This window comes from Psychrobacter sp. bablab_jr014 (assembly GCF_016464015.1).
Lineage (GTDB): Bacteria > Pseudomonadota > Gammaproteobacteria > Pseudomonadales > Moraxellaceae > Psychrobacter.
On sequence record NZ_JACDXT010000059.1, the window covers coordinates 1 to 2,866 of the forward strand.

The following is a 2,866-nucleotide window of genomic DNA, read 5'->3' on the forward strand; positions in this document are numbered from 1 at the left end:
AGAAAAAATTAAAGATGTTTTTCTGAGAAAGTTTTGAGATTTTGAAATGAAAAATACGAGAGTATACAGGTGTAATATTGCAACTATTGCCATTCAACAGGTGTAATATTGCAACTATTGCCATTCAAGAGCATAAGGGAATCCTGCATCAAATTGGTACGTTTTACGTACCAATATAATGCAAAAGTATTGATTTGACAGTGTCAAATAGGATTCCTAAATGTGATGTAAAAATTTATGCAAACGTACGTAAAAGGTACGTGAAAAGTACCCTAAAATCTCAATACATACGTAAAAGGTACCCAAAACGTACCAATTTTTTAGTACGTATCGGGTACGTTGAAAATCTTGTTTTGTCTATACTAGTGAGTAATTACTAAAACCTAAATGCTCAAAAAAGTGAGCATTATAATTGAGTAATTACTCACCAATATAAATATATTTAAATTGAGTATTTACTCATAAATAACCAATGATATTTTAATTAGTAATTACTCATAATTATATGTTAAAATTTATTGAGTAATTACTAATACATAAAGGTGGTTATTTTATGTCTAGTTCATTTAACAAAAAAGCAAAGACTATAAACGTTAACTTAACTCAAGATGAGTACAACAAAATACAAAAGCTAGCAGAAATTCGTCATCTTAACCCAACTAGTTATACCAAGCAGGTTGCTTTAGGCAATCGGATTAAGCCTACAGTGATTGAATATCCTCAAGAACAAACAACGCTTGATGATTATAATGACTCGAATGATTTGAATGAAATCATAGAACAGCTCAAAAACGACAACGAAGCACTCAAATCAGACGTTGAGGCATTCAGAGTAAAAGCCAACCTTTTAGATGAATTTCTCACTCACGTGAATGAGAATGCCTATATTGATTTTGATGGTTTTAGAGACGATGAAGAACTCAGATATAAACTTAAAAACATAAAGCAAAACGAAGGAGGTGTGACCTTTGAATAGGTCACACCTCCCTTTTTGCGTTTAGAAATAAATTCTAAAGTGATTTATAGCCTCACTGTTGGACGAAAGAAATTTTTGTGTGTTTTTATATTCGAAATGATTAAATGTCCTAGAAAGGGCTTAAAATGCAAAATAAAAAGACTACTCATTTTTTGAGTAGCCAGGGAATAGTTTTTGATATATTAAATGAAAGGAGTAATACATTAATCATATCACACGCATTTATGCCGAGAAAATTTTTGGTTGGAATGAGCTATGTGTTAGCTAACTATGTTAGCGAGTTGGTTGGTGGTTTGTTGGGATTAATCCCAACGAAGTACCAACTCAACAACACATTATGCTCCGTTGGTTCCAACCAAAAAGCAATTGGAATAAAGCATTAAAAATAGCCACTCAACAATTAAGTGGCTATGGAGGGTAAAAGCACTTTTTCATATTAAAAGATTTAATGATGTGTGGGGATGATGTTACATTTTCACTTTATCATTTATTTATTAATAGTGCATTTAAAAGTATTTAACGATGAGAATTTTTGGCTTTTTTGAAACGAGTGAAACGAGTTTCTTCTTGTCTTGATAATAAGGGTAACTATTCCCGGCGAGCGAAAGACCTCTTAATCCACTGGCATTTCTGGATTCAAGCACAAAAAAAGTTGCTTTTTCTAGCATACTATTGTAACGTTTATGGTGTCGAATCAAAAACGAAATAGAAAGGAGAAAAAGCAACTTTTTTATATACAATAATTAAGAAAACAAAGTTGTTTTTATGTGTTATAACATGGAAAAGTATACAGAGAAAAAACAAAGAAATCAAGTATTTCAAAAATTTATTAGACGGCATGTTAAAGAGGGACAAATGGATTTGATTAAAAATTGTAATACGTTCTTGAGCTTTGTGACTGATAAGACGTTAGAGAAGAAAAAGCTATACAAAGCAAATCCGTGCAAAAATCGATTTTGTCCAATATGTGCTTGGCGTAAAGCACGTAAAGATGCATTAGGTTTATCGTTGATGATGCAATATATTCAACAAGAGGAGTCAAAATCATTCATATTTTTGACACTTACGACCCCAAATGTCACAGCTGAGCATTTAGAAAGTGAAATTAAAGCTTATAATCACTCTTTTCAAAAGATGTTTAAGCGTAAAAGAGTTAATTCTATAGCTAAAGGTTATGTTCGTAAGTTAGAAATTACATACAACAAAGAGCGAGATGACTATAACCCGCATTTTCATGTGTTAATTGCAGTCAATCGCTCGTATTTTAAAGATACTAAATCATATATTAGTCAAAAAGAGTGGCTAAACTTATGGCGTGATGTTACAGATATGCCCGAGATTACACAAGTTCAAGTTCAAAAAATAAGACAAAATAACAATAAAGAGTTATATGAAATGGCTAAGTATTCTGGTAAAGATAGTGATTATTTAATAAATCAAAAAGTATTTGATGCATTCTATAAATCACTTAAAGGTAAACAAATATTAGTTTATTCAGGATTGTTTAAAGAAGCACGTAAAAAATTGAAAGATGGCGATTTAGATTATCTTAAAGAAATTGATCCAACAGAATATGTATATCAGATTTTTTACATGTGGAATCAAAAAGAATATTTGGCAAGCGAAATTTTTGATTTAACGGATGAAGAAAAACGAGAAGTGAATCAAAAAATGATAAATGAAATTGAAGAAGAAAAATAAAAAAACAAAACGCTACTCGAAAAAAGAGTGAGCGTTTTTTGTTTTGTTAGAAAAAATTAAAGATGTTTTTCTGAGAAAGTTTTGAGATTTTGAAATGAAAAATACGAGAGTATACAGGTGTAATATTGCAACTATTGCCATTCAACAGGTGTAATATTGCAACTATTGCCATTCAAGAGCATAAGGGAA

General features: G+C 30.7%; 3 protein-coding genes. All 3 read left to right on the forward strand.

Annotated features, from left to right (window positions below; translation table 11 throughout):
- Positions 1–553: 553 nt before the first annotated feature.
- Positions 554–976 (forward strand): plasmid mobilization protein, encoded by a 423-nt coding sequence (locus JIE71_RS12355; protein ID WP_199509025.1) that lies wholly within the window; start codon positions 554–556, stop codon positions 974–976.
- Positions 977–1,101: 125 nt separating this feature from the next.
- Complete coding sequence (locus JIE71_RS12360; RefSeq protein ID WP_049363929.1) at positions 1,102–1,359, forward strand: hypothetical protein; 258 nt, start codon at positions 1,102–1,104, stop codon at positions 1,357–1,359.
- Between the two features lie 394 nt (positions 1,360–1,753).
- Entirely contained in the window at positions 1,754–2,677 is a 924-nt protein-coding gene (locus JIE71_RS12365; RefSeq protein WP_162152550.1) for a protein rep, read from the forward strand.
- Positions 2,678–2,866 lie beyond the last annotated feature (189 nt).

Coding starts and splice junctions, on each gene's coding strand:
- JIE71_RS12355 (WP_199509025.1), top strand. CDS start 554: ATGTCTAGTTCATTTAACAAAAAAGCAAAGACTATAAACGTTAACTTA.
- JIE71_RS12360 (WP_049363929.1), top strand. CDS start 1,102: ATGCAAAATAAAAAGACTACTCATTTTTTGAGTAGCCAGGGAATAGTT.
- JIE71_RS12365 (WP_162152550.1), top strand. CDS start 1,754: ATGGAAAAGTATACAGAGAAAAAACAAAGAAATCAAGTATTTCAAAAA.